A 24914-nucleotide genomic window follows, 5' to 3' on the forward strand; every position below is an offset into this window, starting at 1 on the left:
GAGGGGAAATTCAGTCTTCAGCCTGCTCTTCCGGTACACCCATGAGGGAAAGCAGGCGGTTGAGATCCTCAACACCGTAGTAATCAATGGAAATATGGCCCTTTTTCTCCGAGTGGCTGACAGAGACATTCGTGGTCAGGTGATGCATGAGGCGCTGCTCCACGGATTCAATGGCGCTGTTCACCTCGTTGTCCCCCAGCACCGGCTTGGGCGCGGGCGGGTTCAGGATGCCACTGGCCAGCTTTTCAGCTGCGCGGACCGTGAGACCTTTTTTGACGATTTCCTCGGCAGCCTTTTCCTGCTGCTCGCCGTCCTTCAGGGTCAGCAGGACCTTGGCGTGGCCGGTGCTGAGCTTGCCCGTGGAGAGAAGGTTCTGCACCGGGGAGGCCAGGTCCAGCAGGCGCATGGTATTGGCCACCGTCGCGCGATTTTTCCCCACCCGCTGGGCGATGTCCTCCTGGCGCATGGAGAAGTCTTTGGCCAGGCGCTCATAGGCCCGCGCTTCTTCGATGGGATTGAGGTCTTCACGCTGGAGGTTCTCGATGAGGGCCATCTCCAGCACGTCCTTGTCGGAAGCATCGCGGACGATGACGGGCACTTCTTTAAGGCCCAGCTCACGGGAGGCGCGGAAGCGGCGCTCACCGGCGATGAGCTCCAGCTTGCCATTCACCCGGCGGACAATGAGCGGCTGGATGATGCCGTGCTCCTTGATGGAGCCCATGAGCTCCGCCAGCTGCTCCTGCACGAACTCCTTGCGCGGCTGCAAGGGGCTGGGCACGATCTGCTCCAGACCGACGCGGTTGACCACATCCCCTGGAGCCGGCTGGGCCAGTGCAGGCGGGCGCGGCATGCCTGATCCGGCGGGTTGTGCCGAGATCAGTGCGCCAAGTCCTTTTCCGAGTGCAGGTTTTGCCATAAGGCCGCGAGGTTAAAGATTCCTCCCCTAATCGCAACCGAGTTTTACCCCTGAATGCGCCCAGCGCTGTCAGATTTGGCTGACGTGGGTCACAGGGCGCACAGCGTAGAGTCTCCTTCCTGCCCCATCATGCAATGCGCCCGTTCATCCTCATCACGGCGATTCCGCCTCACCCTCCTCAGGAAACCGCTCCACAAATCGCATCGCGTAATCAATGAACCGCAGCGGCACATCGTCCGTGGGACCGTTACGGTTTTTTGCCAAAATCAGCACCGCCTGCCCTTTCTTGCGCTCCTCTTCCTCCTCGGTACCCACTTCCATTTTACCCCCGGCATAGTCCTCACGGCTGAGCAGACCCACCATGTCGGCGTCCTGCTCGATGGAACCGGATTCACGCAAATCCGAAAGCACCGGCCGCTGTCCTTTACGGGACTCCACCGACCGGTTAAGCTGCGCCAGCACGATCACCGGCACATCCAGCTCTTTGGCGATGCCCTTGATGCCCGCTGAAATTTCCGCGATCTCAATCTGCCGGTTGTCCTGCGCACGGCGGCTGCTGGAGGTCATGAGCTGCAGATAATCAATCATGATCATCTGGATGTTGTGCTGCTTTTTCATGCGCCGCGCCTTCGCCCGCATCTCCAGCACGTCCAGGCCCGGCGTGTCATCAATCAGGATGTTCGCCTTTTGCAGCTCGCGCGTAGCCTTGGTCAGCGCATCCATCTGCGCCCGCGACATCAGCCCGCGCGACAGGTCCTGCATGGAAAGCTGCGCCCGCGAGACTAGCAGACGTCGCACCAGCATCGTCGCACTCATTTCCAGGCTAAACACCGCACAAGCCTTGTCACAGTCCACCGCCACATGCTCCACCAGGTTCATGGCCAGGGAGGTCTTACCCATGGAGGGACGGGCAGCGATGACAAACATTTCCCCGCCCTGCAGGCCGCTGCTCATGCTGTCCAGCTTGCTGTAGCCGGTGGAAAGCCCGCGCAACTGCCCCGGATGCTCCAGCATGTACTGGATGGAATCAATCGCCTCCGCGACGTGAGATGCCAGGCTTTTCACGCCGTCGCTCTTCCCGGCCATCGTCTCCCGCACCGCCAGCACGCGCTGCTCGCTATGGTCAATCAGCGTATTGATGTCCGCTTCCAGCTCACTGCGCCCATGCTCATAGGAGGCCTCAATATTCAGCGAACAAGCATGAATCATCTGCCGCAGGATGTGCTTGTCCTGAACAATTTTTTTGTAGTAGCTATAGTGCGACGGCACCGGCACAAAGGTGAACAGCTCCGTGATCATCGCCGGTCCGCCCACCCGGTCCAGGAGTCCCTGGTCCCGCAGCGCATTCGTCACCATCACCGGGTCCACCGGCAGGTTTTTGTCGTAGAACGACAAAAGCATCTCATACACCGTGCGGTTCGCCTCATGGTAAAAGGCCGCCGCTGGGAGCGTCACCCGGCTCTCGCTCAGCCGCTCATTCGGGTCCTGCAGCAGGCTCGAAATGACGCCTTTTTCCGCTTCATCACTGAACGGCAGCGCCCGGTTGATGTTCGCCAGCAGCTCCTCCGCCGTCGGGATCTCATTGCGCTTGCGGCCAAAGGGATTGGCCTGCGGCTTCGGCGCAGCTTTTTCGGAGAGTTCTCCCAAAGCTGCGGCTGCCTGGACAAGGTTGGAAACGGATTCTGCCATGTCCCCTTATCAATGACCGATGCCCACCCCGATGCAATGACAGCAATCTGTGTATAACTTAGTTCGCTTTGTGAAAAACTCTGGGCTGGTCACGAACTTCTGCCACGTCGTAAGATGCGACGGAACTTACTCGTTCCCATCGCCCTCATGCTCCGACCCACCTCTGCCCTAGCCCTCATCGCCCTCCTTTCGGCGACCGCTTTCGCCGCGAAGCCTGATCGCCCTGTCAAAGAGGCCCGTCCGGTGAAACCCGCCCGCCCGGCCAAAGAATTCACCCCCGGCAAGCCAGCCTTCACCCCGGATCCCGCCGTCGCCGCCTTTGATCCCGCCAAGGTCACCCCGGAGCATCTCGATACCAGCATGTTCAAGGTGCCCGAGGGTCTGGAGATCAGCGTCTGGGCCAACTCCCCCATGCTTTTTAACCCCGCCAACATGGATGTGGACCACGCTGGCCGCATCTGGGTGGCCGAAGGGGTGAACTACCGCCGCAACAGCGGCCGCAGCCGTGAGGGAGACGCCATCCGCGTGCTCCAAGATACCAATGGTGATGGCCAGGCCGATTCCTCCCACGTCTTCGTCCGCGAAAAAGAACTCGAGTGCCCCCTGGGCGTCGCCGTGTTTGACAATGTCATCGTCGTCTCCAACACCCCCGACATCATCGTCTATACCGATGTGGACCGGAACCTGAAATTCGACCCCGCCGTGGACAAGCGGGAGGTCTTTCTGACCGGCTTTGAGCAGCCCCAGCATGACCACTCCCTGCACTCCGTCTATGCCGGTCCGGATGGCCGCTGGTACTTCAGCAACGGCAACTGCGGTGCCCAGTTCAGCGACAAAAGCGGCAACACTTTCCGCATCGGCGGCGGCTACCTGAACAACACCTACACCGGCGAAAAAAGCGACGACGGCCACGTTTACGTCGGTGGTTTCACCGCCAGCATTGACCCCAGCGGCCACAATGCGCGGGTTCTGGGCCACAACTACCGCAACAGCTACGAAGGCGTGAAGAATTCCTTTGGCGACATGTTCCTCAATGACAATGACGATCCGCCGGCCTGCCGCGTCAGCCACCTCATCGAAGGCGGCAGCTTCGGATTCTTCTCCGCCGACGGCAAGCGCCAGTGGCGTGCCGACAAGCGCCCCGGTCAGACCACGGCCATCGCCGAATGGCGCCAGGAAGACCCTGGCATCATCCCCGCTGGAGATGTCTATGGCGGCGGTGCGCCCACCGGCATGTGCTATTATGAAAACGGTGCCCTGGGTGACCAATGGAAAGGCCTTTTGCTGAGCTGCGAAACCGGCCGTAACGTCGTCTTCGGTTACCTGCCCAAGCCGGACGGCGCAGGCTTCAAGCTGGAGCGTTTTGACTTCTGCACCACCAACACCACCGGCGTCTTCAAAGGCAGCGACTTCGTAGGCGGCAAGGACAACATGTCCGACGAGCGCCACACCCTCTTCCGCCCTAGCGATGTTTGCGTGGGTGCCGACGGTGCCATTTACATCAGCGACTGGTTCGACAAGCGCACCGGCGGCCACATGGACACGGATGAGACCTGCAGCGGCACCATCTACCGCATCGCTCCGAAGGGTTTTAAACCCCAAGTTCCAGTCATCAGCTTTGGCAGCACCGAAGGCCAGCTCGCCGCCCTGAAATCCCCCGCTACCAATGTCCGCCACAGCGGTTTTGTGAAACTGAAGGAGCAGGGTGACAAAGCCCTCGCCGCCATCACTTCCCTCCGGGAAAACAAAGACCCTTACCTCGCCGCTCGCGCCGTCTGGCTGCTGGCCCAGATGGGTGAAAAAGCCTCCCTGCGCATCCGACCCTGGCTGGAATCCGACGATGCCACCAAGCGCCTCGTCGCCTTCCGCGCCCTCCGCGCCGCCGGGGGCGATATTCTGGACCTGTGCAACAGCATGGCCGCCGATGGCTCCGCCGCCGTCCGTAGCGAAGTCGCCATCGCCATGCGCGACCTCCCGTTTGCTCAGAGCGGCAACATCCTTGTGGAGCTGGCCAAGCGCTACAACGGCAAAGACCGCTCCTACCTGGAGGCCTGGGGCATCGGCTGCACAGGCAAGGAGGCCGAAGTCTGGGCCGCTCTGAAAAAAGCCGGCAACGGCACCCAGGCTGAAGAATGGAGCGACGCCTTCGCCCAGGCCACCTGGCGGCTGCGTCCCGAGGCAGCCATTGAGGACGTCAAAACCCGCGCCATGTCCGCCAAGCTCTCCGCCCCCCAGCGCAAGCTCGCCGTGGACACCCTGGCCTTTACCAACGCCCCCGCCGCCGCCCAGGCCATGCTGGCCGTGGCCAAGGACAAGGAATCTCCCGTCCACGGAGACGTCATGTGGTGGCTCATCAACCGCAGCACCAATGACTGGACGGATTACAACATCGCCAGCGAGCTCAAGGCCCAGGGCATTTTTGACCCCGATGCCATCAAGCTCGTCACCATCGAAATCCCGCCCGCTCCGGAAAGCCACGTGAAACTGGAGGAAGTCCTCAAACTCAAAGGCGATCCCAAAAACGGCTCCTCGCTCATCGTCCGCTGCGTCATGTGCCACCAGATCAACGGCCAGGGCGTGGAATTTGGCCCCAGCCTCCAGGGTTGGGGGCTCAGCCAGCCTACGGACATCATCGCCCAGGCCATCATTGACCCCAGCAAAGACATCGCCCACGGCTTCGACGGCATGGAGATCCTGACCAAAGACGGCATCAAAATCCACGGCATGGTCCTCGCGGACGGAGATGTCCTCATCGTCCGCAGCATGGGCGGCCAGACCCAGTTCGTGCCCAAAAACCGCATCGCCAAACGCACCAAAATGGACCGCTCCATGATGCTCAGCGCCTCCCAGCTCGGTCTCACCGCCCAGGACATCGCCGACATCGTCTCCTACATGCGCCAGGCGGAATAAAATCACCCAATCTCACCAGTCTTGATGATCGAGCCGGACGAAGACTTGCTGGCCAGCCAGCCTAACGACGCCTATTTCAAGGAGGTCTTCTCCCAGCCAGTCTATGCGGCGACTTTCTTCCGCCAGCACCTTCCCGCTGAGATCGTGGAGGGCATCCACTGGGATACACTGGCCCTGCTTCCCGCCTCCTTCGTCAAACAGAACCTTCAGCAGACCCACTCAGACCTCCTTTTTTCCGCCGACATGGGCGGAAAGGAGGCCCTCCTTTACTTGCTGTTCGAGCATCAGACCACGCCGGATCCCCTCATGCCCCTGCGGCTGCTCGGGTATGTCCTGGAGATTCTCCAGCAGCATGAGCAGGCGCACGGCTTGCCGCTGCCGCCCGTCATCCCCTTCGTCCTGCACCAAGGGCCTCTACGCTGGACCCCTTCCACCGCCTTCGAAGACCTCTTTGAGCTGCCGGAGGGACAGGCGCAAGCCCTGCTGCCCTTCCTCCCCAAATTCCGCCACGCCCTGCTGGACCTCAGTCTCTTCGATCCCGCCGCGGAGGAAACAGACACCCAGATGCGCGTCGTGCTCCAGCTCATGAAGCTGGCCCGTGAGAAAAAGCTGATCGAGTTCTTCACCTGGATGGCCACAGAGATCGTCCTCAAATCCATGCCCGAGGACCTCCTCCGTCTCAGCCTCCTCTACGCCCTCCACGCCGATACCAATCTTGACGTCGAGGAGATCGCCCATACCTTGGAATTGAACCACGAACTGAGGGAAAACACCATGTCCATCGCTCAAAAACTCCATTCTCGAGGTAAAGCTGAAGGCAAAGCTGAAGGCAAACTGCAACTGCTGCAGACGCTGATGGGGCTTCCTGTTTCTACAGATGCGGAATTGGCGGGACTCAGCACTTCCGAGCTTGAATCCCGATTTGAGGAGCTGGAACAGCGCTATAAAACGGAGTTTAAACGGCTCTAACATACGGCTTCTAAGAGGCTAAAAGCCGCGATTGAGGCCCATTACACTGCGTTATCCGCAGACAACAATCCCGCTTCGGGGCACACTTTCACTTTTCATCCGCGTGATTGCCCCCATAATCGCGCGCTCAGACTGACATGGAACGCCGCCCCCCTAAAACCACCCCTTGGACCATTGACGACAGCGCCGACTTGTACGGCATTCGCGAGTGGGGCCACGGTTACTTCGACATTTCCAACAAAGGCGAGGTCGTCGTTAACCTGAAAGATGGCAAGAAACCGAAGCCGGTTTCCCTCTCTGAAATCGTCAAGGGTCTGCGTGAGCGCGGCACCCAGCTCCCGGTGCTCATCCGTTTTGGCGATCTCCTCCGCTGGCGCATTGACGAGCTGAACGAAGGTTTCCACTCCGCCATCCGCGAGGGCAAGTATCAGGGCGTTTATCGCGGCGTTTATCCTATCAAGGTGAACCAGCAGCAGGAGGTCATTGAGGAGATCACCCGCTATGGCCGCAAGTATCACTACGGCCTGGAAGCCGGCAGCAAACCGGAGCTTATCGCCGCTCTGGCTTACATGCATGACCCGGAGGCCTACATCGTCTGCAACGGCTACAAGGACGAGGAGTTCATTGACCTGGCCCTCAATGCCCAAAAGATGGGTCTGCAGGTGATCCTGGTTCTGGAAATGCCCAGCGAACTCGCCCTCATCCTGGAGCGTTCCAAGAAAATGGGCGTGCGTCCGACCCTTGGTGTCCGCTTCCGCCTCAGCGCGGAAAGCGCCGGCTACTGGAGCGGCTCAGGCGGGGACGCCAGCGTCTTCGGCCTGAACATCAGCCAGCTCATGGGCGTGGTGGACAGCCTGCGTGACCAGGGCATGCTGGACTGCCTGCGGATGCTTCATTACCACCAGGGCTCTCAGATCCCCAACATCCGCGCCATCCGCCAGGCGGTGACGGAAGCCACCCGCGTCTATTGCGGCTTAGTCCATGAAGGTGCCCGCATGGGCATCCTGGATCTCGGCGGCGGCCTGGCCATCAGCTATGACGGCCTCAAAGGCGCCTCATCCGCCTCCAGCAACTACGGCACCAAAGAATACTGTGCCGATGTCATTGAGGCCATCACCGAAGTGACCGCCGAGGCCGGTGTGCCGCACCCGGACATCATTACGGAATCCGGCCGCGCCGTGGTGGCCTACTACTCCGTCCTGGTCATCAACATCCTGGATGTGAACCGCTTCGAGCCTGGCCGTGGCAACATCGAGCTGAAGAAAGATGCGCCCCAGCCCCTTCACAACCTGGCCGAGCTGCGCGAAGAGTACAAAAAAGACACCAAAAAGCTCACCCGTGAGCGCGTGCAGGAAATCTACAACGACGCCGTCTATTACCGCGACAAGCTTCGCAGCGAGTTCAACTACGGCAAAGTGGCCCTGCGCGAGCGCTCCCAGGGCGAGGAAATGTACTGGGACATCATGACCTGGATCTCCGCCAATCTGGAAGCCGTCGGTCACGACGGCAGCCAGATGGAGCGCATGAGCACCGTCATGACGGACTATTATTACGGCAACTTCAGCGTCTTCCAGAGCCTGCCTGACCTTTGGGCCATTGACCAGATCTTCCCGGTCATGCCCATCCACCGCCTCAAGGAAAAACCCACGCGCAATGCCGTCCTCTCGGACATCACCTGCGACAGCGATGGCAAAATCGACAAATTCGCCCATAGCGGTGAAATCTGCGGCAGCCTGCCCCTGCATGATCCGGACTTTGAAAAAGGCGAGGACTACATGCTCGGCATCTTCCTCGTCGGCGCCTACCAGGAGACCCTGGGAGATCTGCATAATTTGTTAGGCGACACGAATGTCGTCAGCGTCAGCATCGAGAACGGCAAGCTCAAATACCGCCGTGAGCAGGAAGGCGACAGTGTCTCCGAGGTGCTCAGCTACGTGGAATACGATCCCAAAGATCTGTCCACCCGCTTCCGCAACCTCGCGGAAAGCGCCGTCGTCTCCAAGCGCATCTCGGCCGCCGAACGGCGCGAGATCATGGGTGCTTACGATGCAGGGCTCCGAGGCTATACCTATTTTGAAACGTAACCCCTGTTCTTCCTCGCATGATGCGCTGCCTGCTCTCCCTGTCCTGCCTGTTTTCACTCCTTTCCTGCATCAGCTTCCCGGCTGCCGAGCGGGCCAGATATGAGCGTCAGATGCAGGGAAACCGTACCGCCTCAGCTGCCACTGACAAGACTGAACCACTCCTGTTCGGCCTGCCCAAATTTGAAAGGACCGCCACAGACAGCACCGTTAATCTGGAGAGCCCGGAGGTTGAGTCAGCCCCGGTCGTCAAATCAAAGAAGAACTTCAAAGATCCCTACTTCCGTCCAGATTGAACGGATTGCTGCGCTGGCGGCTTGCCGAGTCTGCCCCCCTGGCCTAGAAGAGTCGCCGTATGGTTTCCATCTCCATCCGTGATCTCACGAAACGCTTCGGCGGCCAGACGGTTCTGGACCGGGTGAATCTTGATATCGGCCAGGGCGAACTCTTCTTCCTGCTCGGTCCCAGCGGCTGTGGCAAGACCACCCTCCTGCGGCACCTGGCCGGCTTTTACAAGCCCGATGCCGGACAGATCTTGTTTGACCAGGAGGATGTGACCCGCCTGCCTGCTCACAAGCGTGGTACGGCCATGATGTTCCAGAGCTATGCCCTGTGGCCTCATCTGAACGTGGCACAGAACGTGGCCTTTGGACTGGAGGAGCGCAAGCGTCCCCGACAGGAGATTGAGCAGAGGGTGGCGGAGGCGCTGGAGATGGTCCAGCTCGGCGGTTTGGGGGCCAGACGCATTTCCCAGCTTTCCGGAGGGCAGCAGCAGCGTGTGGCCCTGGCGCGTGCACTCGTCGTGCGGCCGCGCTGCCTGCTGCTGGATGAGCCGCTGTCCAATCTGGATGCCAAACTGCGCCATGAGATGCGCACGGAGATCCGGCGTATTTGCAAGGAGTCCGGCCTCACGGCCATCTACGTTACCCATGACCGGGATGAGGCACTCAGCATGGCAGACCGCCTGGCCGTCATGGACGGGGGGCAGCTGGCCCAATTGGGCACTCCGGAGGAAGTCTATCGTCACCCTGCCTCCCGTATGGTGGCCGGCTTCATCGGGGAAAGCAATTTCATCCCCGGCATCGTACAAGCCCGCAGCAGCGATGGCGGGTATGAGGTGCAAACAGCCTTCACCACGTTGCGGGCCCGCACCAGCAGCCCGGACTGGCAGCCGCAGCATGGGGAGAAGGTGCTGCTTTCCATCCGGCCAGAGGCTCTGACCTTTGGCCAGCTCCTGGATTCCCCCAACCACTTCCCAGGGCAGATCGCAGACACCACTTATCTGGGTTCCACGGCGCTCTACCTGCTGCGGATGGCCGACGGCACGGAAATCAAAGTCAGCGAGTCCAATCCACGCCAGATCATGACCGCTTCCATGGCCCAAGTGAGAGCCATGGTCCAGGCGCAGGATGTGGTGATGCTCAAAGGAGAATGACCGCAGGGGTTCGAGTGCGAGCATTATCTGCCCCTTTGCCTACGTTATCATGCGGTGTTACTGAGTCCTGGCTGGATATTCCGGTTCCATCAGGCAGTTAGTTGCCCCCCGCTCATGAAAGAACGTTATCATATCATCTCCACACTCGCCACTGGCGGCAGCGGCAGCATTCTGCATGCCTGGGACAATGCGCAAAGTCGGGATGTCGCCATCAAGCGCCTCAACGGTGGCGCAGTGATGAAAGACTTCCTCCTGCGCGAAGCCCGCTCCCTTTACGCCCTTCGCCATCCCAACATCGTCACCATCCATGAATATGACAGTGATGAAGAAGGCGCCTACATGGTCATGGAGATGATCAAGGGCGAGTCCCTGGAAAAACAGGTGACCTCCCACGGACCGCTCTCCATCCCCGACTTCCGGTTACTCGTCATGAAGACCCTGGATGCAATCACGGCAGCCCATGAGGTGGGCATCATCCACCGGGATCTGAAGCCTGAAAACATCATGCTGCCGTGGAACCAGCACAGCCAGTTTGAGGTAAAGCTCATTGATTTCGGCCTGTCCCAGCAGCTTCCGCCCCAGGGCGGACAGCAGGATTCCATGATCGGCTCCATCCACTTCATGGCCCCAGAGCAGTTTGGCAGCGGTCATGTGGATGTGCGCACCGACCTCTATGCCCTCGGCTGCATCTATTACTTTGCCCTCACGGGCAAATATCCCTTTCCGGGGGAGCAAAGGCATCAGGTCATCACCGCGCATCTGTATCCGCCCAAAGAACCGCTGGGAGAGCTGCGCCCGGATCTCAGTGACGGGCTCTGTGCCTGGGTAGAACAACTGATGAGCATCCAGCCTGCTTATCGTGCCGCCAATGCGACAGATGCCCTCGCCGCCTTCCGCCGCCTGGGGACCCAGTTGCAGATTCAGACCGCCAGCGGTGTGGAGGAGCCGGCCTATATGATTTTGGAAGAGGAGGAACTGCCTGCGGCACTGGTGGTGGAGGAGGCTGAAGAAGAGGCCCATGTCCTGGAGGCTGCACCCGATGAGGAGGAACCTGAGCATGCCGCCCTGATCGAAGCTGATGCACAAACAGAAGCCGAAGGAGATATGGCATCTGAAGCTGCGCCAGAACCAGAAATTGAACCGGAACCGGAGTCGCCGCCCACCCCCGCCTATGTATCGGAAGAAGAAGACTATGTCCCAGCCGCACCCGTTCATGCGCCCGCGCTGAGTGCCGCCCCCGTGGCTCCGCTGGCACCCCCCCAGGCCTACCATGAAACCCACTCATCAGAGGATCTCCCAAGCTCCCGCCGGATGCCTGCGACACCTGGAAAAGGCAAGCCAAAGCGCCGGGCCAACCTGCAACTCATCATCACCGCCTTTGTCGTCATCCTGATCGCCCAGTTCGCCCTCGTCAGTTACTTCAAATATGCTGGTCGTGAATCCCGCGAACAGCGGCTGGTCGAGCTCAGCGAAAGCGAGCAGGCGGTCGGCTCCGATGTGGATGTGCGCATGCTGCTGGACTTCCTGGCCGACCCCACCCACCAGGAGCCTGCAGCCAGGGCCCTGTCCAAGCTGCAGGGCGGCTCTTACATCAATGAAATCCTCAACGCGCATCTGGAAAAGGTGAAAAGCTATCCGGTCAGCGCCCGGCTGGTCCAGGTCATCGGCCAGCGGCGCAGTGCAGGCGCCTTTGACACCCTGCTGGAGCTGGCAAGTGACAAGCGGGGAGATGTGCGCCAGGCCGCCTGGACCGCGCTGGGCCGCATCACCCCCGCAGATAAGATGCCCCAGGTGCTGAACCTCCTGGGCAGCAGCAACAAACGGGATCACGAATACATCGAGAAGGCTCTCATCACCGCCATTGAATCCTCCATGGACCGCCCGGCGGCCACCCAGCATACCTTGCAGGCCTTCCGCAGGGCTACTGACCGCGCCGAAACCCGCACCCTGCTCTTCAATGTCCTCACCCGTGTCGGCGGGGATGAGACCCTGGCCATCGTCAGTGAGGCCATCTCAGATCCATCTGCCAAGATCCGCCTCGCGGCCATCATGATCCTGGCAGAATACCCTACCCACGAACCCCTCGCCGCCATCACTGCCCGCTTCCCGGATGAAACGGATGAAGAATGCCGCGTTTACCTCCTGCTGGCTGCGCGTGAGCTCATCAGCAAACCCGGCCCCAGCTCCCAGCAGCAGCTCTTTGTCCATGGCCAGAGCCTCTATGCGAATGCCAAAGGCGATGTCGAAAAGCGCTACATTCTTAGCGTGCTAAGCCGGACCATTGCCCCCGGCACCGCCACCTTTTTTGAAGAATTCGCCAAGAGTTCAGATGCCGCATTGAAGGGCGAGGCCCGCAGCCTGGCCAAGGCCTTCCGCGACAAGCTCGAGCAGGTCATCTCCATCCCCCCCGGTGGCAGCGCCACCCTCCCTGCCGACAAGGCCGACTACCGCCTGGGCGGCACTCTCATCCAGGAAGAAGGCGCGCTCATCAACTGGACCCAGGAGGGCGACTGGGCCTCCTGGCTGGTGGAAGTACCCGCCAACGGTGAATACGAGATCGCCCTCTATCAATCCCACACCAATGACCAGCTCGGCACCTATGAGATCCTGCTGGCCGGCCAGACCCTGCTGACCTCCGTCGTGAAGACCGACAGTGCCAACGATTTCAAAGGCTTCGTCGTGGGCAGCATCAAAGTCCAGGAAGCCGGCATCTACCGCCTGCGCGTTCGCGCCAAGACCCTTCCCGCAGAAGGGGAGCTGTTCCGCGTGCAGCGTCTGGTGGTAAAGGCTTTGTAAGCCCCGCCTGGAGTCACTCAGGTTCAAATATGTTTGGCCCTCCACGCGGAATAACAAAAAGCTCCTCAAACACCCTCCAGCCCGCGCAGTTTGTCCGGATTCCGCACGGCATAGATGGCCTGGATGCGTCCCGCCTCCACATCAATGGTTAGCGCGGTGACCAGGCGGCCGCCTTCATGGATAAGGATGCCCGGTGCGCCATTGAACCGGCACGGAACCAGTCTGCGGCCTTCATGCGCCTGCGGACGATGATGCATCACCCCGACAAGGAACCGCGCCACGGCATCCACCCCACGCATGATATCCGGCAGGGCAGAGACTTTGCCGCCGCCGTCCGAGCGCATTTCCACAGACTCCGCCAGCAGTGACTTGAGCTCCTGCAACTCCCCCGCATAAGCCGCTTTCAGAAAGGCCTCCAGCAGCCGCTGATGATCCTCCACCCTGGTCTCAAACCTAGGCCGCGCCGCCTGCACAGCGGCCCGCGCACGCGAGGCCAGCTTGCGGCAGGCCGGTCCGGACTTGCCCAGGATCACCGCGATCTCATCAAACTCGTGGCCAAACACATCGTGCAGCAAAAAAGCCGCACGCTCCGCAGGCGAAAGCTTTTCCAGCGCCAGCATCAGCGCCATGGAGACGGATTCATCCACGCCTGCGGCCACCGGACCACCGTCTTCTGTAGTCTCATGAAAAGGCTCCGGCAGCCACACACCGCAGTAGCTCTCCCGCCGCCGCCTGGCGGACTTCAGCACATCCAGCGCCTGCCGGCTGCAGGCTGTCACCAGCCAGGCACGGGCATCCCGCACCTTTGCGAGCTCCGCCCGGCTCCATTTCACCCAGGTGTCCTGCACTACATCCTGCGCCTCCGCCAGCACGCCCGTCATGCGGTAGGCGATCCCCAACAGCAGGCTGCGGTGCTGCTCAAAAAGGCGGGCTTGTTCTTCCATCGGTCTCACTGGCTGTTGTTTGACATCAGAACGGCAAAACGCCAGCCGTCTTCGGTTTTGCGGAGTACATGCGTGTATTTCCGCCGGGCCTGGTAATGCCCCGTTTCCGCCCCTCCCGCCTCCACCCCGGACTCCTGGCTGCCCGTCTCGACCGCCAGTACACCATCCCGCTCGATCCTCAGCGGATTCTGCTGCAAGGTAATAAATCGCGTCCCTGCCAGCAGGTCCGTCTCGCAGCGCAGAAAGGCCTCTCTTCCCGTCACCATTTCCCGCCCTTGCAGCATCAGCACAATGTCATCCGTCACCAGCCTGGCATAAGCCGCCGCATCCCCCTTTAAAATCGCCCGCACCTGCCCCTCCCGCAGCGCCGCGATCTCCGCCCGGTCCTGCGCCGTGAACAGGCCGCGCCATTCGATGCCGTCCGCCGGCGGCCCAGGCTGGAACCACACCTCCACGTCCGCCCAGGCCCGTGTCATCGCCTGCTCCAGTTGCACCGGCCCCAGCATCGTGCCCTCCAGCGCCGTCCACTGCACACGGTCAAACCCCAGGATGCGAAAAACCGAATGCAGCAGCGGCCCCTGAAAGTCCGGCCACAGCGGCCCCACCCCTCCTCGTGCTGTGAGGATCCACGCAGACTTTCCGCTCAGGAGCCCGTGAAAGCCCTTCTCATCCATCGTGAAAGTCCGCCCCGCACGGATGACATGGTCCGCCCACGCCTTCAGCGCCGAGGGCGTGCCAAAATTATAAACTGGCGTGCTCACCAGCACCTCATCCGCAGACTCCAGCTCCGAGATCAGCTCCTCCGACAGCGCCATCGAAGACACCGTCTCCCCATCCGCCACCAGCTGCCCCATGAACGCAGCCAGCGTGACCGCATTCAGATGCGGCACCGGCTCCCGCGCCAGATCCCGCCGCATTACACGGCCCTCCGGATGCGCCTCCAGCCAGCGTTTTTCAAAATGATCCCCCAAAGCCCGCGAGTGCGATCCTTCAGCCCTGATGCTTGCGTCAATTCTCAACAGTGTTCTCATGCACCCCCCTGACGAGACAGGCCCCCGATGTGTGACAGGATTTATTTTTCCGCCTGCCCGAAGGTGAGAAAGTGAAAATTGTCCAGCCCCATGGCAGACGCATCAAGATGAGATCCGGGCAGGAAGAGACAAACTTCACCGTGCACATGCCACACTAAGCTATCGTGACAGGATTCCCGCTGACCACTGATCTGACAGCTGATCTCTACTGCTTACAGTTTCATCATGTGCCTTAGCCCCGCAGGGTGCGGGGGACGAAGGCCCACTGCATGCCGGCCGCCTCGGCGGCGACGATGCCGGCCTGGCCGTCTTCCAGCACCAGACATTCCTTCGGGTCCACGCCCATCTTTTCAGCGGCCAGCAGGAACATGTCCGGCGCGGGTTTGCCACGCTTCACATACGCCGGGGTGACAATGGTAGGAAAGAGATGCAGAAGACCGCTGGCTGCCAGGCAGCCGCGCACGATGATCTCCTCGCTGCCGGAGGCGACGGCCATGGGGAATTTTCCCTCCAGGGAGCGGGCGAAGTCGGCCACCGGCTTGATGGCCTCCATCTGCGGGATGATTTTCAGGAACATCTCCACCTTGGATTCCGCCACGGCATCGGGATCCACCGTGCTGCCGTGCAGGGCATTCAGTTCGATGACCACATCCTGCTCACGCACACCGGCACGCGCATAAAAAAACTCTTCGGTGAACTCAAAGGGCGCGTTGTGCAGTTTCAGTGACGCCAGCCAGGCTTCATAATGCCGGGGCATGGAATCCACCAGGGTGCCGTCGCAGTCAAAGATGTAGGCTTGAAAGGGATAGTCAGGAATCTCGAGCATGAGTTGGAGAAATCCATTTTACCCCCAGATGGCAGAATGTCGAACGCCGAGGTTAAGGGAAGAGAATCCGCGAAAAGCCATCCGCCCCAGACATTCAGTTCACTTGACTGTCACTCCCTGTCCCGGTTCACATGGAGGAAATAGTCATGGATGAACACGCTGACAATCACCAGGCCCCAAACAACAACCCAGACAAGAAACCAGTCCTCCATCCATTGGGGGCGATCCCACTTGTTAGTATCAGCCAGCATCACCAACCCCAGCAGCACCGCAGTCAATGCGCCGATAAAAGCCCCCAGACGTGAGGCACGAAACCAACGAATGCGCCCCCTCCTCCAATACAACATAAAGCCGAGTCGTTTCTGCATCTGCTCCCAGGCAAACAGAACTCCGCAACATCCCAGTCCTCCAATCAGCAGAATAAATCGGCAAGCCCAGAGCCGGGCATTATAGTAATCATCCGTCGAAGCGGCAAGGATCAAAGTAAGTGTAAGCATTGGATTGAGTGCATGCAGGGCCCGCTAGATGATTCCCTGCATTGATGCGCTTGTTATAAAAAGGGCCGGAGGATTGCTCCCCCGGCCCCGTAATTTTAATCAACGATCTGCGACAGCTTATTCAGCACCGGCAGCCGCGACAGGCTTGCCGCCTTCTTTGAAACAATACAGGTGGGTATTGGTGGCGACGTAGAGGCAGCCGTTGGCAGCGACGAGGCCACCGAACAGCGGGGAGGAAAACTCGATGGTGTTGAGTTCCTTCATTTCCTTGCCTTCAGCCAGGATGAACAGCTCACCCTCTTCGTTGCCGATATAGACTTTGCCGTCCACCACCAGGGGGCTGGCCCAGATGTGGCCTTTGGTATCGAACTTCCAATATTCCTTGCCGGTCTTGGCATCCAGGCAGAACAGGCGGCCGGTATAGTCCGGGATGTAAATCAGACCGTCCTTGATGGCGGCGGTGGAGATGGAGCGCTCGATGCCCTTGAAGGTCCACACGGCCTTGCCGGAGATGTCGCCGGTCAGTTTGGGGTCAATGCAGCTCAGCATGCCCACACCTTCGCCGTGCTCAGGGTCCTGGCCGATGGCCACATAAACGAGGCCTTCATACACCACGGGGGTGCCGATGATCTCGCTGGGGCCGTCGTACTCGACGTATTTGATCGGCTCGCCGGCCTCGTTTTTGCGGTATTCAGGCGGGTTGGCATCATAGCGCCAGTATTCTTTGAGGATGTCAAAGTCGTCCTTCTTCTCGGTTTCCGGGGCCATGGAATAGACCCAGCCGTCACCGGCGGCGAAGATGATATGCGGCTTGCCATCCACCTCCGTATAGGTCGGGCTGGACCAGGAGCAATGCAGCACGCGCTCGCTGGCCACGTGGTCCATCTCGCCTAGGAGAGTGCCGTTTTCAGCATCCAGCATGATAAAGCTGGGGGACTGAGGAGACGGAATGTTGGTGTGCGTCCAGTCCACGCCGTTGCAGGTCGGGACGAAGACCTTGCCGTCCACCACGAGGGGATAACCGGCGGTGGCGTTGTGCTGGAAAACGCCCAGCTCCTTGTACATGTCATACACCCAGATGATGTCCGCATCCTGGGCACCGGGCTCGATGGGGGTGAGCTTGCCGTCCTTGTCCGGCACGGCCATGAAGGCGGCCTCTTCTTTCATGCCGTCGTTGCCATTGGCCATGCCTTCGACATCCAGACAGATGATCTGGCAGCGGTTGCCGGGGACATAAGCGCGGTTGCCGACGATGGTGGGGCTGGCGCAGATGCCCAGGTATTCCCAGTCATTCACCTTGCCGCTGCCCATCTTGGGGGAAACGAGCTGCCAGAGGAAGTCGCCGGTCTTTTCGTCAAAGCACATGACGATGCCACGGTCGCCGACGTTCTTCGGATCGCGCGGAGATTCGTTGTTCGTGCCAATATAGACTTTGCCGTCGGCGATGATGGGCGTGCCATAGGTCTGGGAGCCGAGCTTCGCCACCCATAGGCAGTTCTTGGTGGTGCTCATCTCGATGTCCTCAGCGCCAGGGCCTTTGTTGGCCTGTTCAGCATTGGGGCGGAGACGTCCGGCGATCTTGGGTGCGGCCTTGGGGCCGTATTTGGTGCCAGGGCTGAAATCCGAAGGGATGTTCTTTTCGTCGGAGACCATGTTGCGGGTCTTGCCGCCGCCCCATTCGGCCCAATCGGCTGCCTGGAGTGCTGTGGCACTGATGAGTGCCAGGAGGAGGGTGGTTTTTAGCTTCATGTGAAAGGGTAAAGACAAGGTACGAAGTTACTTGTTCGGTGTGATGCTCAAATTGTCCATGAACACGCGCTTCTGGTTCATCTGGCTGAAGCCGAAGATGCCGGGGCTGCCCTGCTTGTGGGCTTTTTCCACCTTGGCTTCGACGGTCCAGGCTTCTGGCTCGGCCTCGCCTTTTGGCCAGACTTTTCCACGGACCACACCGCTGCCGTCTTCATTGACGTCCACGCGGGTCTTGAGGGTGTACCAGGTGTTGGCGGAGACTTTGAAATTGCCTTCCACTTTCAGGCGCTCCGGGTTGGAGCTGACTTCCAGTTTGTTAGCATTGCCGCGCAGGCAGATGAGGTAGCGCTGGTTGATGAAACCGATGTCGGACTTCAGACGGGCGCTGCCTTCGGTCAGCACATCCGCCTGCATGGTGTAGTTGGACAGGTGGGACGGGGCGACGAAGACGGTGCCGCGCTGGAACAGCAGGCGGTCAAAGGTCTTGGCGAAGACTTTGTTCCCCTCATACTCACGGATGTCGAACTTGAAGCGGGCCCCAATCCAGGGAAGCGGCGGATACGAGAACTTCACGCCTTCATTGGGCTGGTCTTCATTGAGGGTGTAGCCTTCGAAGTCCTCCGTCATCGGCAGGTTTTTCAGAGCGCGGCCACGGATGGTGCCGGTGATGCCATCGGGTCCGGTGGCCTTGAAAGCACCAGCGCTTTCTTTGGCATCGGCTGCCACGACAAGTTCGCCTGCCTCATTGAATTTGGCATCCATGCTGGCCTTCACGCGGGCGGTTGGGGGGATGAAAGATTCCCATTTTACGCCTTTGACGTTTTCATCCACGACGAAGCCGTTGGCATCCACGCTGCGGATGCGGAAGGCCTGCTTTTCACCGGCCATGAGCACGACTTCTGCAGGAATGATCTGCAGCGCGGTGGCTTTGCCCGCCTTGGGGATCTCGGCCACCGGTGCTTCATCCACCTTGATGCCGCTGTTGGGGATCGGAAAGCTGTAAAACTTCTCTGTCGTGGTGACGTAAAGCACGCCATCACAGACGGCAGGTGCGCCGAGGCACTGGCCATCCAGTTTGATCTCCTGGACGATCTCTGCATCCTTGTCGCCGGGCTTCACCACGACCACCTTGCCTTCCATCATGGGGCAATAGAGCAGGCCGTCCACATAGAGGGGTGAGGAATGCAGGTTGGCATTGCTGAGCTTTTTCTTCCAGAGCATCTCACCGGATTCCGCGTTGATGCAGTTGAGCTCGCCGCCATCGGTGAGCTGATAGATCATGTCACCCACGATGACCGGAGAACTGCTGGTGGCACCCAAGGGCAGGCGCCAGAGCTCGGCGCCTTCCAGCACGGTGCTTTCAGGCCCTTCGGCGGCCACGAGTTTTTCCGGCAGCTTGATGGCGATCATGCGGCCTTTGTCGGAAGCATCAATGTTTTCATCGGCATGGATGGCGATGAGCTTGTTACCCTTATGCAGTGCGACGGAGGCATTGACGCCGTTTTTACTGATGGGCATCTTCCAGTAGGCAGCACCGTTGCGGGTGTTCACGCAGACAACATGGCCGCAGCCGGTGGTGAAATAGGCCACGCGCTTGCCGTCTCGCGTTTCCAGCACGGGTGTGGAGAAGGCGCTGTCCACCGGCGGCACAATGCCGGGGCGGGACCACCAGACGAGTTCGCCGGTCTTCTTGTCAAAGCCATAGATGCGGTCCGCAGCGGGGCCGTCAGCTCCCCAGTTGGAGAAGATGAAATGGGTCATCACCACATCTCCTTCGATGACCGGGCTGCCCACACGGGCGTTCGGGAAGGTCAGGCGGCCATATTCCTCCATGAGGGGGATTTCGAAGACCTTCTTGCCGTCCATCTCATAGCAGACAAAGACGCCTGCATTGCTGCAGAGGTAGATGCGCTTGGTCTCAGGATCCACCGTGGGCGCCCCGATGGAGTAGCGATTGTAAATGGAATCGCTGAGGTAATCGGCGATCTCCACCTCCCAGATTTTCTTGCCAGTCTTGGCATCCAGAACCGTGAGGAGTTCTACAAGGTCGGAGGTCTCTCCGCGATAGCCCCACAGAATGACCTTGTCTTCAAAGATGACCGGAGTGCCACGACCACGGGCGTCGTAGGTCCAGGCGGGAGCATCAGGCAGTTTGCCCGCATTGGTATAATGCTCCAGGCTGACGCCGTTTTGCAGCGGGCCGCGCCAGGTCGGCCAGTCATTGGCCTGGAGAGAGAGTGTCAGAAGAGACGCCGCAAGTGCGGACCAAGAAGCAGTGCGATAAAAGCGATGGGGGACCATGTGAAAAATTCCTGGCTGGGGTGTGAGCCTTCAACGTCAGCGCGTCCGGCACATCTTCAATCAGTTTCGGTGACTGATGTAGCTGTACGAAATGAGAGTTGGGGGCAGACAGAGTGAACGACGGGAGATCTCTGCATCTTTCTGAACACACTTGTGCGTGACAACGCGTTTTTTGCGTTGCAGTTATTGCACTTATTCACATGAACAGTGAGTTACCCACAGGCGTGTCAAGTCACTTTCTTCTAAAATTATCAGAGTTTCTCGGCATAAACAGGCTCTCAATTGTGAGAATTCATCCCGTTTTTGCAAAAAACAACCCCTTGGGTTGACGCGGTGGAGAAAACTTTTTAACCTCTGGGCGTCTGCTGAGGCTTGACCTGGCAGGCCACGATGTTGCAGCTTTCCTCAAGCTAAGACTTTCGTGCCAACGATCCTCACTGTTGTTGGTTGCTGGATCGCTAAAAAACAGACCCCTCGGCTCCGCATGCCGGGGGGTCTCTTTTTTTTGGGTGTCGGAACGTGAGCAATCCATCTTTGTACTCACGGGCATCTTCGCCATCAGAACTCTTTATTCTTGTCCTGTGACGCGCCTTCATCTCGCACCATTCTTCAGGCGATGCAGTGAGCCATGAAGCGCTCAGACATCAATGCTCACATCGGGATAGAGACGGGCCAGTGTGCATGAGAGGCAGTCTTTGACGAGAGGCAGTGCCGACTTTGACAGGGCATCCGGCAGGACTTCCTTTTCCACACCTTCCTTCCACAAACGGTCCACGCCATCGCTATGCTCATCCAGCACTTCATCCACCAGTTTGTTCCAGTGAGAAGGCTCCGCGCTCTCCTGCCATTCACCACGTCCGCGGCCAAAGTGTGAGACCGCCAGATAGGTAAGCATGGCCAGACGCACCTGCTCACGGAAATGCTCACGCGACCAGTGCAGACGCTGGTCGCCGCCACGCACCAGGTTATAACTGCGGATCAAAGCATACGCTCCAAGGCCCGCGAGAAAACCACCCGCCAAAGCGCCGCCGCCAAAGGTCATGCCGCCCATCTTCAAGTCGGCGATGAGTCCGCCCATGGCTCCACCGGCGACACTGCCCACCACACTCCAGATGGCCTCCGGCACCTTTTGCGGAGCATGGAACTGGTCCTGCGCCAGGGCACCCATGGCCCTTGCGGCCTCGCCTTCCAGACCGTGAAGACGGATCAGTGAATTGGTGGCTGCGGTGATGCGGTCTGCAAGCTGCACAGCCAGTTTCTCCCGTGCTTCCTGGTACTCTTTGTTGAGTTCCGTGCGGCCAATACCCACACGCTCCAGCAGCGTTTCATTGCGCACCGCCACGCCATCCACCACAGCGGCGGTGAGCAATTCCGAGATGACCCGGCATGACTTGTTAAAAACGTCCACATTGCGCTGATGCCAGGCACGCTTGAGATGCTTGAACGGTTCAGTCTTGGTTTCCGGCACCAGTGCCGCCAGGGATTCCATGAGGCGGTCCTCCTGCACCCAGCAGCGGGCGAAGGCATCCATGCGCAAAACGGCGTGGACGAGCGGAAAGGTTTTGAGATGTTCCCGCCAGGCATTCATCTCCGCCGACTCGGCAGCCGGATCCTGGACAGGGCCGGTCTGGTTGAGAAGCACCAGCACCGGCTTGCCCACCCAGCCCAGCACTTCCATCTCCGGGGCGATGTAGGCGGCCACTTCCGGCGGCTCGGTGGCATTGACCAGATAAAGGACCACATCCGCGTCATCGCGCACATTTTTGAGCGCCTGCTGGCTGCACCAGAGAGGTTTGTCCGTGAGGCGGTCCCAGGTCTGGGACAGAAACCACAACACCGGATTGCTTTCCCGTTTCAGCCGTTTCAGCAGCCGTGCACTGTCACCAAAGCCGGGCGTGTCCCACAGCCGCAGCAGACGGGCCTCCTCCTCCAGCAGGGTGTAAGACTCATTAAAAAGCGTCACATGCGCGGCATCCCGCACCTCGCCCACGTCACGGCGCAGCAGCGTGCGGGCCAGCGTCGTCTTGCCCGCATTGGTGTGCGAGATGAGGCTGAGCGTAACAATGTCCGATGCTGGGGGCGCGATGCCTGGCGGGGGTGGCATGGTATCGAGAGAAGGTTGTGAAACAATCCGACCATCTTGGCAAGAAAAGCGATGAGTTCTTTTATTATTATTGTGGAGATAACATTGCAGGAGGACGGCTGAAATCCCGCGCCTTTCGCCACGCATGATTAAAGTTGAAGCTCTTCCATCAGGCCAGCTGCTGCATCAGACGGCACCACCGCCGCGAACTTGAGTTTCTTTCAATAAATTTTAATTTCCGAGTCGCCACTTCGGGGCCGTGGCACGATCTATGCACGTGGGGATCCATCCATCATCGTCATGCATCGCATCCATCTTCCGCTTCAATTTGCGCTTCTTCTCGCTTGGGCGGGTTTTTCCCATGCAGTGCCCGAGACCCCTCCGCTGGAGATCCCCGCCCTGCCGGCCGTTGTGCCGCCCCTGGAGATTCCGGAGGAAGTGTTTGCCGGCGTGACCTTGAACCGCATCGCTTTTGACCGGGAATTTGATTCCCCGGTGATGCTGGCCACGGTTCCTGAAGGCGAGGGTGAGCAGGTCATTGCCATGCAGCGGGGGGAGTTCTGTGCGGTGAAACTGGATGGTAGCGGGGAGTGGCGGGTGTTTTTGGATTTCCGCAAACGCATGGAGGGGCTGACGCTTTTTGAGGAGGGGGTGCATGGCATTGCGTTTCATCCACAGTTTGAAACCAACCGGCTGTTTTACCTGAGCTACACGCAGAATGAGCCGCGCCGCACGGTGATCAGCGAGATGCGCGCGACCCCGGGAAGTGCGCCGGTGGCGCTGCCGGAAAGTGAACGCATCGTGCTGGAGATCCCGCAACCGCTGGCCGACCACTGGGGCGGGCACATCAGCTTTGGTCCGGATGGGTTTCTTTACATTGCCCTGGGTGACGGGGGGCTGCGAAACGATCCTTACCGCCTTGCTCAAAACCCGTGGGTGCTGCATGGCAAGATCCTTCGCCTGGATGTGAACCGGCGCACGGGAAAGCTGCCGTATGGCATCCCGGCGGACAATCCGTTTGCCAACGACCAGCTGGTGCGCCCGGAGATCTATGCGCTGGGCCTGCGCAACCCATGGGGCCTGTCTTTTGATACCCACACCGGGCATCTCTGGTGCGCGGATGTGGGGCAGGATCTGTGGGAGGAGATCAACCTGATCAAGAAAGGGGCGAACTATGGCTGGAGTGACCGGGACGGGCCGGTGGCGTCCGGTTTCCATCCGGGTCCGCTGATGGCGGACACGCCGTTTACAGAACCTGTCCATGCCTACACCCGCCAGCGCGGGGAGGGCATCTGCATCGTCGGCGGGCTGCTGTATCGCGGTGAAAAAATGCCTGCTCTGGAGGGCAGCTTTCTGTTTGCCGACTGGGGCTACGGCACGGTCTGGGCGCTGGAGATGGACAGCTTCAATGAACGCGCCACCCGTCGTCTGCTGATCCACCGCAAACCGGAGGCGATGAAGCTGAACCCGACCCTGATCACGGCCGATGCCGAGGGCGAACCCGTGGTGCTTTCCCAGGAGGGCAATCTGTACCGCCTGGAGTATGGCGAAGAGGTGGCCGCGCTGGAGGAATAAGGCAGGATGTCCGGCCGGCTTACCAGTGCACCGCCTGACATTCTTTCTGGCCAAGCGGCGGCTCCCGTTCATCATGGGCGGGCTTTATGAAAATCGTTCTTCTTGATGCCTTCACCGCCAACCCCGGAGATGCCTCCTGGGCTCCACTGGAATCCCTTGGCACCTGTGCCATTCATGACCGCACTCCGGTGGATGAAACCGTGGCCCGCTGTGCCGGTGCGGAGGTCATCATCACGAACAAAGCGCCGGTCACGCGTGAGATGATCGCGGAACTGCCCGCCCTGAAGTACATCGGCGTGACGGCCACGGGTTATAACATTGTGGATGTGGTGGCGGCGAAGGAGCGCGGCATCGTGGTGACCAATGTGCCGGGGTACAGCTCGCCCGCCGTGGCGCAGCTTGTCTTTGCGCTGTTGCTGGAGCTGACCAATCACGTGGGTCATCATGCCGGAACGGTGGCGGAAGGCCGCTGGCAGGCCTGCCCGGATTTTTGCTACTGGGACCATCCCATCATCGAGCTTAGCGGCCGCACGCTCGGCATCATTGGTTATGGGGACATCGGCAGCGCGGTGGGGAAGATCGCCACGGCTTTTGGCATGAAGGTGCTGGCCAGCAAACGCGAGTGGAAAACGCCGCCGCCGGAAGGCGTGACCCCGGCCAGCATTGATGACATTTTTGTGCAAAGCGATGCCATCTCACTGCACTGCCCGCTGACGGATGCGACGAAGTTTCTGGTGAACGAACGGACGCTGGGCCTGATGAAAAAGACCGCCTTCCTCATCAATACCGGGCGCGGACCTCTGGTGGATGAAGCTGCATTGGCCAAGGCGCTCAATGACGGCCGCATCGCCGGCGCGGGACTGGATGTGCTATCGGTGGAGCCACCGAAAAACGGCAATCCGCTCATCGGGGCCAAGAACGCGCTCATCACCCCGCACATCGGCTGGGCCAGCCGGGAGGCGCGGACACGGCTCATCGCCGCCACGGCGGCCAACCTGAAGGCGTTCATGGACGGCAAGCCGGTGAACGTGGTGGGGTGAGCCTGCGCACTGAATGTGCAGTACTCAGCCTCTGATTAACCACAGATGGCGCAGATAGACACAGATAAGAGT

17 protein-coding genes are annotated in these 24914 nt (G+C 60.0%); 8 read left to right on the top strand and 9 right to left on the bottom strand.

What is annotated here, in order from left to right; translation table 11 throughout:
• Positions 1-10: 10 nt before the first annotated feature.
• A complete protein-coding gene (locus tag WJU23_RS16315; protein WP_346333669.1) occupies positions 11-850 on the bottom strand; it encodes a ParB/RepB/Spo0J family partition protein in 840 nt (279 codons plus the stop codon).
• 219 nt (positions 851-1069) lie between these two features.
• Complete coding sequence (gene dnaB, locus WJU23_RS16320) at positions 1070-2605, bottom strand: replicative DNA helicase (protein ID WP_346333670.1); 1536 nt, start codon at positions 2603-2605, stop codon at positions 1070-1072.
• A gap of 147 nt (positions 2606-2752) precedes the next feature.
• Here dnaB and WJU23_RS16325 point away from each other — a divergent pair, with 147 nt between their 5' ends.
• The 6 genes from WJU23_RS16325 to WJU23_RS16350 all read left to right on the top strand — a co-directional run bounded on the left by WJU23_RS16325 (position 2753) and on the right by WJU23_RS16350 (position 12796).
• On the top strand, positions 2753-5515 hold the full coding sequence (locus WJU23_RS16325) for a PVC-type heme-binding CxxCH protein (RefSeq protein WP_346333671.1): 2763 nt from the start codon (positions 2753-2755) through the stop codon (positions 5513-5515).
• 24 nt (positions 5516-5539) lie between these two features.
• Positions 5540-6484 carry an Rpn family recombination-promoting nuclease/putative transposase gene (locus tag WJU23_RS16330; protein WP_346333672.1) on the top strand — a complete coding sequence of 315 codons (945 nt, stop codon included), beginning with the start codon at positions 5540-5542 and terminating at the stop codon, positions 6482-6484.
• A gap of 137 nt (positions 6485-6621) precedes the next feature.
• Positions 6622-8568 (top strand): biosynthetic arginine decarboxylase, encoded by a 1947-nt coding sequence (gene speA, locus WJU23_RS16335; RefSeq protein ID WP_346333673.1) that lies wholly within the window; start codon positions 6622-6624, stop codon positions 8566-8568.
• Between the two features lie 17 nt (positions 8569-8585).
• On the top strand, positions 8586-8861 hold the full coding sequence (locus WJU23_RS16340) for a hypothetical protein (RefSeq protein ID WP_346333674.1): 276 nt from the start codon (positions 8586-8588) through the stop codon (positions 8859-8861).
• Positions 8862-8920: 59 nt separating this feature from the next.
• Positions 8921-10000 carry an ABC transporter ATP-binding protein gene (locus WJU23_RS16345; RefSeq protein ID WP_346333675.1) on the top strand — a complete coding sequence of 360 codons (1080 nt, stop codon included), beginning with the start codon at positions 8921-8923 and terminating at the stop codon, positions 9998-10000.
• Between the two features lie 114 nt (positions 10001-10114).
• Entirely contained in the window at positions 10115-12796 is a 2682-nt protein-coding gene (locus WJU23_RS16350) for a protein kinase (protein ID WP_346333676.1), read from the top strand.
• Between the two features lie 65 nt (positions 12797-12861).
• Here the strand turns inward: WJU23_RS16350 and sigJ are convergent, their stop codons facing one another.
• From sigJ to WJU23_RS16385, 7 genes are all read right to left on the bottom strand, one after another.
• Positions 12862-13740, bottom strand: a complete 879-nt coding sequence (gene sigJ / locus WJU23_RS16355) for an RNA polymerase sigma factor SigJ (protein WP_346333677.1) — start codon at positions 13738-13740, stop codon at positions 12862-12864.
• Positions 13741-13745: 5 nt separating this feature from the next.
• Positions 13746-14771, bottom strand: coding sequence for an SgcJ/EcaC family oxidoreductase (locus tag WJU23_RS16360; RefSeq protein WP_346333678.1), 1026 nt, complete (start codon positions 14769-14771; stop codon positions 13746-13748).
• Between the two features lie 232 nt (positions 14772-15003).
• Complete coding sequence (locus WJU23_RS16365; protein WP_346333679.1) at positions 15004-15597, bottom strand: HAD family phosphatase; 594 nt, start codon at positions 15595-15597, stop codon at positions 15004-15006.
• Between the two features lie 110 nt (positions 15598-15707).
• Positions 15708-16094, bottom strand: a complete 387-nt coding sequence (locus tag WJU23_RS16370) for a hypothetical protein (RefSeq protein ID WP_346333680.1) — start codon at positions 16092-16094, stop codon at positions 15708-15710.
• Positions 16095-16211: 117 nt separating this feature from the next.
• A complete protein-coding gene (locus tag WJU23_RS16375) occupies positions 16212-17843 on the bottom strand; it encodes a PQQ-binding-like beta-propeller repeat protein (RefSeq protein WP_346333681.1) in 1632 nt (543 codons plus the stop codon).
• Between the two features lie 27 nt (positions 17844-17870).
• Positions 17871-20144, bottom strand: coding sequence for a PQQ-binding-like beta-propeller repeat protein (locus WJU23_RS16380; protein ID WP_346333682.1), 2274 nt, complete (start codon positions 20142-20144; stop codon positions 17871-17873).
• 637 nt (positions 20145-20781) lie between these two features.
• Positions 20782-22248, bottom strand: coding sequence for a DUF3482 domain-containing protein (locus WJU23_RS16385; protein ID WP_346333683.1), 1467 nt, complete (start codon positions 22246-22248; stop codon positions 20782-20784).
• A 345-nt stretch (positions 22249-22593) separates the two neighbouring features.
• On the opposite strand from WJU23_RS16385, the gene WJU23_RS16390 reads away from it, so the two are divergent.
• Complete coding sequence (locus WJU23_RS16390; protein WP_346333684.1) at positions 22594-23802, top strand: PQQ-dependent sugar dehydrogenase; 1209 nt, start codon at positions 22594-22596, stop codon at positions 23800-23802.
• A gap of 86 nt (positions 23803-23888) precedes the next feature.
• A complete protein-coding gene (locus WJU23_RS16395; RefSeq protein ID WP_346333685.1) occupies positions 23889-24842 on the top strand; it encodes a D-2-hydroxyacid dehydrogenase in 954 nt (317 codons plus the stop codon).
• The last annotated feature ends 72 nt before the right edge of the window (positions 24843-24914 follow it).

The organism is Prosthecobacter sp. SYSU 5D2, from assembly GCF_039655865.1.
Lineage (GTDB): Bacteria > Verrucomicrobiota > Verrucomicrobiia > Verrucomicrobiales > Verrucomicrobiaceae > Prosthecobacter.

Bases quoted from the DNA above. Each gene is read 5' to 3' on its own strand.
- WJU23_RS16315 (WP_346333669.1), bottom strand. From the start codon at position 850: ATGCCGCGCCCGCCTGCACTGGCCCAGCCGGCTCCAGGGGATGTGGTC.
- dnaB (WP_346333670.1), bottom strand. From the start codon at position 2,605: ATGGCAGAATCCGTTTCCAACCTTGTCCAGGCAGCCGCAGCTTTGGGA.
- WJU23_RS16325 (WP_346333671.1), top strand. From the start codon at position 2,753: ATGCTCCGACCCACCTCTGCCCTAGCCCTCATCGCCCTCCTTTCGGCG.
- WJU23_RS16330 (WP_346333672.1), top strand. From the start codon at position 5,540: ATGATCGAGCCGGACGAAGACTTGCTGGCCAGCCAGCCTAACGACGCC.
- speA (WP_346333673.1), top strand. From the start codon at position 6,622: ATGGAACGCCGCCCCCCTAAAACCACCCCTTGGACCATTGACGACAGC.
- WJU23_RS16340 (WP_346333674.1), top strand. From the start codon at position 8,586: ATGATGCGCTGCCTGCTCTCCCTGTCCTGCCTGTTTTCACTCCTTTCC.
- WJU23_RS16345 (WP_346333675.1), top strand. From the start codon at position 8,921: ATGGTTTCCATCTCCATCCGTGATCTCACGAAACGCTTCGGCGGCCAG.
- WJU23_RS16350 (WP_346333676.1), top strand. From the start codon at position 10,115: ATGAAAGAACGTTATCATATCATCTCCACACTCGCCACTGGCGGCAGC.
- sigJ (WP_346333677.1), bottom strand. From the start codon at position 13,740: ATGGAAGAACAAGCCCGCCTTTTTGAGCAGCACCGCAGCCTGCTGTTG.
- WJU23_RS16360 (WP_346333678.1), bottom strand. From the start codon at position 14,771: ATGAGAACACTGTTGAGAATTGACGCAAGCATCAGGGCTGAAGGATCG.
- WJU23_RS16365 (WP_346333679.1), bottom strand. From the start codon at position 15,597: ATGCTCGAGATTCCTGACTATCCCTTTCAAGCCTACATCTTTGACTGC.
- WJU23_RS16370 (WP_346333680.1), bottom strand. From the start codon at position 16,094: ATGCTTACACTTACTTTGATCCTTGCCGCTTCGACGGATGATTACTAT.
- WJU23_RS16375 (WP_346333681.1), bottom strand. From the start codon at position 17,843: ATGAAGCTAAAAACCACCCTCCTCCTGGCACTCATCAGTGCCACAGCA.
- WJU23_RS16380 (WP_346333682.1), bottom strand. From the start codon at position 20,144: ATGGTCCCCCATCGCTTTTATCGCACTGCTTCTTGGTCCGCACTTGCG.
- WJU23_RS16385 (WP_346333683.1), bottom strand. From the start codon at position 22,248: ATGCCACCCCCGCCAGGCATCGCGCCCCCAGCATCGGACATTGTTACG.
- WJU23_RS16395 (WP_346333685.1), top strand. From the start codon at position 23,889: ATGAAAATCGTTCTTCTTGATGCCTTCACCGCCAACCCCGGAGATGCC.